At 73.8% G+C, this 6,537-nt stretch carries 6 protein-coding genes; 3 read left to right on the plus strand and 3 right to left on the minus strand.

All coding sequences use genetic code 11. From position 1 onward, the window contains the following. Entirely contained in the window at window positions 1-798 is a 798-nt protein-coding gene (locus ACIGAN_RS10260) for a carbon-nitrogen family hydrolase (protein ID WP_399856602.1), read from the minus strand. Between the two features lie 181 nt (window positions 799-979). Between ACIGAN_RS10260 and ACIGAN_RS10265 the strand changes: the two genes are divergently transcribed. Together ACIGAN_RS10265 and ACIGAN_RS10270 are read left to right on the plus strand one after the other, a co-directional pair. Next, window positions 980-1,804: a maleylpyruvate isomerase family mycothiol-dependent enzyme gene (locus ACIGAN_RS10265; RefSeq protein ID WP_365736326.1), complete on the plus strand. Its 825-nt coding sequence runs from the start codon at window positions 980-982 to the stop codon at window positions 1,802-1,804. A gap of 762 nt (window positions 1,805-2,566) precedes the next feature. Then, entirely contained in the window at window positions 2,567-3,313 is a 747-nt protein-coding gene (locus ACIGAN_RS10270; RefSeq protein WP_399856604.1) for an SAM-dependent methyltransferase, read from the plus strand. A gap of 9 nt (window positions 3,314-3,322) precedes the next feature. Here ACIGAN_RS10270 and ACIGAN_RS10275 read toward each other — a convergent pair whose 3' ends face one another. Then, entirely contained in the window at window positions 3,323-4,636 is a 1,314-nt protein-coding gene (locus tag ACIGAN_RS10275) for a nitrate/nitrite transporter (protein WP_399856606.1), read from the minus strand. Further along, entirely contained in the window at window positions 4,633-5,283 is a 651-nt protein-coding gene (locus ACIGAN_RS10280) for a GntR family transcriptional regulator (RefSeq protein ID WP_365736332.1), read from the minus strand. The genes ACIGAN_RS10275 and ACIGAN_RS10280 overlap by 4 nt, the downstream gene beginning before the upstream one ends. A 208-nt stretch (window positions 5,284-5,491) precedes the next feature. Here ACIGAN_RS10280 and ACIGAN_RS10285 point away from each other — a divergent pair, with 208 nt between their 5' ends. After that, complete coding sequence (locus ACIGAN_RS10285; protein WP_365736334.1) at window positions 5,492-6,391, plus strand: D-alanyl-D-alanine carboxypeptidase family protein; 900 nt, start codon at window positions 5,492-5,494, stop codon at window positions 6,389-6,391. Window positions 6,392-6,537: the final 146 nt, after the last annotated feature.

Here is a 6,537-nt window from a genome sequence, read left to right on the forward strand (position 1 = left end):
TCAGGGTGTGCGCGGCGGCCGGAGTCCCAGCATCCGGTCCTTCAGTGCCGGGAACTGCTCCCGGGTCGCCGCGACCTTCGCCGGGTCGAACTCCACGGTGAGGACCTCCTCCCCCGCCCCGGCCTCGGCCAGCACCTCGCCCCAGGGGTCGACCACGACCGAGTGCCCCGACTGGGGGACACCCGCGTGCGTCCCGGCCGTCGCGCAGGCCAGGACGAACGACTGGTTCTCCACGGCCCGGGCCCGGGCCAGCAGCGTCCAGTGGGACCGGCGGCGCTCCGGCCAGCCCGCCGACACCACGAGCGTCTCGGCCCCGGCGTCGACGAGCCCGCGGAACAGCTCGGGGAAGCGGAGGTCGTAACAGGTCGCCAGGCCCAGGGTCGTGGCGGGCAGACGCACCGTCACCAGCTCCCTGCCGGCGCCCATCAGCACGGCCTCGCCCTTGTCGAAGCCGAACCGGTGGATCTTCCGGTAGGCGGCGGCCAGGTCGCCGGAGGGCGAGAAGACGAGGGAGGTGTTGTACAGGGGGCCGTCGGGGTCCCGCTCGGGGATCGACCCGGCGTGCAGCCAGACGCCCGCGTCGCTCGCGGCCTTGGCCATGGCCTCGTGGGTCGGGCCCTCGAGCGGTTCGGCCTCGGTGCCGAACGCGTCGTAGGCGAAGGCGCCGGTGGTCCACAGCTCGGGGAGGACGACGAGGTCGCTGCCGGCCTGCTCCCGGACCAGCGCGGCGGCCCGCAGGCGGCGCGATTCGACCGATTCGCCCTCGTCTACGGCGATCTGGATCACAGAGGCGCGCACACTACCACCGTCCTGGCATTCGAGCCGTCCACACGGGCCTACGATCGTCACACGAAAGCACTGCCGGGGTGCCCCACAGCAGCGTAACTTAGCTCGCAAGACACCCGCCGACAGCCGCCAACTCCCACTGGCAACGCCGCCACCACCTGCCCGTGCACCGACCGCCGAGGGGTCCCGTTCCGTGAGTCTGCATCCCACCCTCCAGCCCTACGCCGACGCCTGGACCCACTCCATCGAAGCGATATCCGAGCTGGTCCAGCCGCTCGCGGAGGCCGAATGGAACCGGCGTACGCCGTGCCCCGGGTGGTCGGTGCGGGACGTGGTGTCCCATGTCATCGGCCTGGACTGCGAGATGCTCGGTGACCCGCGCCCGATCCACTCGCTGCCGCGCGACCTGTTCCACGTCACGAACGACCACCAGCGCTACATGGAGATGCAGGTCGACGTCCGCCGCCACCACACGGCGCCGGAGATGACCTCCGAGCTGGAGTACGTGATCATCCGCCGCAACCGCCAGCTGCGCAACGACTCGCGCGACCCGGGCACGAAGGTGCGCGGGCCGCTCGGCGCGGAGCTGACCCTGGAGGAGTCCATGCGCCGGCACGCCTTCGCGGTGTGGGTGCACGAGCAGGACCTGCGCACGGCGCTCGGCCGGCCCGGCAACCTCGACTCCCCCGGCGCGCACGTCGCCCGTGACGTGCTGCTCGGTGAACTGCCGCGCGTGGTGGCGGAGGACGCGCAGGCGCCGCGCAGCTCGGCGATCGTCTTCGACGTGCACGGCCCGGTCGAGTTCCTGCGCACGATCCGGGTCGACATCCAGGGCCGCGGCACCCTGGAGACGGCCCCGGCGCTGGGCCCGGCGGCCACGCTCACCCTCGACTGGGAGACCTACGTCCGGCTGGCCTGCGGCCGCGTGACGCCCGAGGCGGTTGCCGACCGCCTGAAGACGGAGGGCGACCCGGACCTGACGGCGGCGATCCTCCGCAACTTCACGGTGACCCCGTAGGCCACGCCCTCACCCGGCGACGAGCGGCCCCGGCCCCGCCCGCCCGCGGACAGGCGCACCACCGGAGGGCTGGTCCCTGTGGGGGGAAACCGGACGGGGAACGCGACTTGCCGTATCGAGCCGCGCAACGCGAGGCCCCGCCCGGCACGGGCGGCACCGGCCGCGCCCGCCTGCGGCAACCGCGCCACCGGGCGACGGCCCCCGGCCGGAGCGGAACCGGGAGGTCCGGGGGCGGCGGGCGCGGTGGCGCCTCGTCGCGCCGAGGCGCGCAGGCCATGGCCCTCGACCGCCGACGCCCGGCACCGGCCACACCCCGCACGCGGCAACCGCGCTGCCACAACGGCGGCCTCCCACCCGGCGACGGAGCAACGCCGGGCACCGGGACACGGGCAGCCGCGCCGCCACGGCGACGGGCCCGGCCGGAGCGAGACCGAGAGGTCCGGGGGCGGCGGGCGCGGTGGCGCCTCGTCGCGCCGAGGCGCGCAGGCCATGGCCCTCGACCGCCGACGCCCGGCACCGGCCACACCCCCACGCGGGCAACCGCGCCGCCACAACGGCGGCCTCCCGTCCGGCGACGGGCAACGCCGGGCACCGGGACGCGGGCAACCGCGCCGCCACGGCGGCGGGCCCCGGGGTCCGGGTGGAGCCGGGAGCTTCGGTGGCCCGGGGGGGCCGAGGGGGTGCGTTTCCGGCCCGGCGGTCGGGCTGGGTGTCGATAAACCGGGTGCCGGCGCGCCGCGCCCCGCCGTAGCGTCCCCTCCCATGACCCCGCCACCCCGCCGCTCCGGCCGGCTCACCTTCCACGGCCCTCTGTCCGAGACCCGCGCGGACGCCCTCGTGCGACGCCTCGCCGGCAACTCCCCCGCCTCCGTCCTGGACATCGGCTGCGGCCGGGGCGAGCTCATGCTGCGCGTCCTGGCGGCCGCCCCGGGGGCGACCGGCCTCGGCGTCGACCTCGACGCCGAGGACCTGGCCCACGGCCGGCGGGCCGCCGAGGAACGGCAACTCACCTCCAGGGTCCGCTTCCTGGAGGAGTCCGCCACCGGCACGCCCCACGGCCCCGCCGACCTCGTCCTGTGCGTCGGCGCGAGCCAGGCCCTCGGCGGCGACCTCCCCGGGGCCCTGGCGGACCTGCGCGGGCTCGTCACCGACGGGGGCCGTGTCCTGCTCGGCGAGGGTTTCTGGCAGCGCACCCCGACCGTCGCCGAACTGTCCCGCATGTGGCCGGGCGCCGCCGCCACCGACCATCCCGGCCTGCCGGGCCTGATCGACCGGGTGATCGCGGCGGGGTTCCGGCCGGAGTGGACGGAGACCGCGAGTCTCGACGAGTGGGAGGCGTTCGAGTCGGCGTACCTGGCGGACACCGAGGTGTGGCTCGCCGAGCACCCCGGCCACCCGCAGGCCGAGGAGACCCGGCAGCGCGCCGACCGCCACCGCACCGCCTGGCTCACCTACCGCGGCGTCCTCGGGCTCGCGTACCTCACGCTCGTGCCCGTCGCGGCCCGCTGACACGGCCGGCTACGCCGGCACGTGCACCGTCTCCACCCGGCTCGCCACCAGCCGCTCCCGCTCCCGGCGGGCAGCCCGCCCGCCCAGCCGCAGGATCTGCGTGACGCCGAGCGCCTGCAGCACGAAGACCGCGGAGAAGGCCACCGTGTAGTCGTCGCCGGTGGCGTCCAGCAGCACGCCGATCGCGAAGAGCGTGGTCATGGACGCCACGAAACCGCCCATGTTGGTGATGCCGGAGGCCGTGCCCTGCCGCTCGGGCGGGTTCGCCGGCCGGGCGAAGTCGAAGCCGATCATCGACGCCGGCCCGCACGCCCCGAGCACCACGCACAGCACGACCAGCAGCCACATCGGCGCGTGCCGCCCCGGGTGGAAGATCGTCGCCGCCCACAGGACCGCCGTCGTGCCGACCGTGCCGAGGGCGAGCGGCAGCCGGGCGCCGTGGTGCCGGGCGACGATCTGGCCGTAGACCAGGCCGACGGCCATGTTGGACAGCACCACCAGCGTGAGGAGTTCACCGGCCGTGGCACGGGGCAGCCCCTGCGCCTCCACCAGGAACGGCAGGCCCCACAGCAGCAGGAACACCATCGCCGGGAACTGGGTCGTGAAGTGCACCCACAGACCCAGCCGCGTCCCCGGCTCCCGCCAGGAGGCGGCGATCTGGCGCCGTACGTAGGCCGCGCCCCGGTGCGGGACCGGCTCCGGTTCCTGACCCTCCGGGTGGTCCCTGAGGAACAGCAGCACCAGCGCGAACACCACGGCACCGGCGACCGCGCTGCCCGCGAAGGCCGCGGTCCAGCCGACGCCGTGCAGCAGCCGGGCCAGCACGAGCGTGGAGACCAGGTTGCCCGCCATGCCCACCAGCCCCGCGAACTGGGCGACGAGCGGCCCGCGCCGGGCGGGGAACCACCGGGTGCCCAGCCGCAGCACGCTGATGAACGTCAGCGCGTCACCGCAGCCGAGCAGCGCCCGCGAGGCGAGCGCCATGCCGTACGACGGGGAGAACGCGAAGCCCAGCTGCCCGGCCGTGAACAGCACCGCGCCGAGCGCGAGCACCTTCTTGGTGCCGAGCCGGTCGACGAGCAGGCCGACGGGTATCTGCATGCCCGCGTAGACCAGCAGCTGGAGGATGGAGAAGGTCGACAGCGCCGAGGCGTTGACGTGGAAGCGGTCGGCGGCGTCCAGGCCGGCCACGCCCAGGGACGTGCGGAAGATGACCGCGACGAAGTAGACGGAGACGCCGACGCCCCAGACGGCCAGGGCCCGCCGTCCGCCCGGGGGTGCCCCCTGCGGGGGAGGACCGCCCGGAAGCGCCGCCGAGCTCATCGGACCTCCCCGCGGGCCAGGTGGGAGAACCAGCCGACGTGCCGGTGGACGAGCCCGACGGCCGCCTCGGCGTCCCCCGCCCGCAGCGCGTCGAGGATCTCCTCGTGCTCGGCGAGGGTCTTGGCGATGCGGTCGGGGTGGGAGTGCATCACGGCCACGCCCATGCGCAACTGGCGGTCGCGCAGCTGGTCGTAGAGGCGGGAGAGGATCTCGTTGCCGCCGCTGCGGACGATCTCGGCGTGGAAGCAGCGGTCGGTCACGGCGGCCCCGGCGAGGTCTCCCGCGGCGGCCTGCCTCTTCTGCCGGGCCAGCAGCTCCTCCAGGCGCTCGATGAGCCCGGGGGGCGCGGGCACGGCCTTGCGCGCCGCGTGCTCCTCGACGAGCAGCCTTGTCTCGACGACGTCGGCGATCTCCTGCGCGGAGACGGGCAGGACCAGGGCCCCCTTCTTGGGGTAGAGCCGGATCAGACCCTCGGCCTCCAGCCGGAGCAGCGCCTCCCGCACGGGGGTGCGCGAGACCCCGACGGCCTCGGCCAGCTCGCCCTCGGTGAGGAGGGTCCCGCCCTCGTAGCGGCGCTCCAGGACGCCCTGTTTGACGTGGATGTAGACGCGGTCGGCGGCGGGGGGTTGCTTCACGGCCAGGGTCATGCGGACAGCATAGATACAACAGGTGTCCATGGACGCAGCCGTCCAGGATCCGGACGCGTATGTCACACATCTGTGGCAAAGCAGGGGTCCCGCGCGGTGTGAGCACAACCAACTGTGCTACTTACAAGTCAGACACGTGCGGCCCCTTTCTCCTCGTCCTCAACTCGGCCGCACCGTTGGGGCATTCAACGCAATCGGGGTATCTGACTTGATAACCGGCACTAAGGGCACCCGTTTCCGCAGAGCCGCGGCCGTCGCCGTGACCACCGGCGCCATGCTCGCGACCGGAGCCCTCACCACCACGCAGGCGCAGGCCGCCGCCACGCCCTCGATCGCCGCCAAGGGCGGCTACGTGATGAACAACGCGACCGGCACGTCGCTCTACACCAAGGCGGCCGACACCCGCCGCTCGACCGGCTCCACCACCAAGATCATGACCGCGCTGGTGGTGCTGAAGCAGTCGAACCTCAACCTGGACAGCAAGGTCACGGTCCAGAAGGCGTACAGCGACTACATCGTCGAGAACAACTGGGCGTCCAACGCCAAGCTGATCGTCGGCGACAAGGTCACCGTCCGCCAGCTGCTGTACGGGCTGATGCTGCCGTCCGGCTGCGACGCGGCCTACGCCCTCGCCGACAAGTTCGGCTCGGGTTCGACGCGGTCGGCGCGCGTTAAGTCGTTCATCGGCAAGATGAACACCACCGCCAAGAGCCTGGGCCTGAAGAACACGCACTTCGACTCGTTCGACGGCATCGGCAAGGGCGCCAACTACTCCACGCCGCGCGACCTGACGAAGCTCGCCAGCGCGGCGATGAAGAACTCCACGTTCCGCACGGTCGTCAAGACGAAGAAGTACACGGCGAAGACGACCACCAAGTCCGGCGGCACGCGGACGATGGCGCCGTGGGAGAACACCAACCCGCTGCTCAGCAGCTACACGGGCGCGATCGGTGTGAAGACCGGTTCCGGTCCGGAGGCCGGGTACTGCCTGGTCTTCGCCGCCACCCGCAACGGCAAGACGGTCATCGGCACGGTCCTGTCCTCGACCAACGGGACCACGCGCAAGTCCGACGCGACGAAGCTGCTCAACTACGGCTTCAGCAAGTAGAACCGCGCGACGGGGAAGGGGGGGGGGCCCCCCCCCGGGGGGGGGCCCCCCCCCCCGGCGGGGGGCCCCCGGCCCCCCCCCGGGCCCCGGGGGGGGCGGCCCCGGCCGCCCCCCCCCGGCCCCCACCACAAAGGCCCCCCCGCCCC

It is taken from the genome of Streptomyces sp. NPDC085931 (assembly GCF_044540565.1).
Classification (GTDB): Bacteria; Actinomycetota; Actinomycetes; order Streptomycetales; family Streptomycetaceae; genus Streptomyces.

Excerpts from the sequence above, each read along its gene's own strand:
- ACIGAN_RS10275 (WP_399856606.1), bottom strand. The coding sequence starts at position 4,636 with ATGAGCTCGGCGGCGCTTCCGGGCGGTCCTCCCCCGCAGGGGGCACCC.
- ACIGAN_RS10270 (WP_399856604.1), top strand. The coding sequence starts at position 2,567 with ATGACCCCGCCACCCCGCCGCTCCGGCCGGCTCACCTTCCACGGCCCT.
- ACIGAN_RS10280 (WP_365736332.1), bottom strand. The coding sequence starts at position 5,283 with ATGACCCTGGCCGTGAAGCAACCCCCCGCCGCCGACCGCGTCTACATC.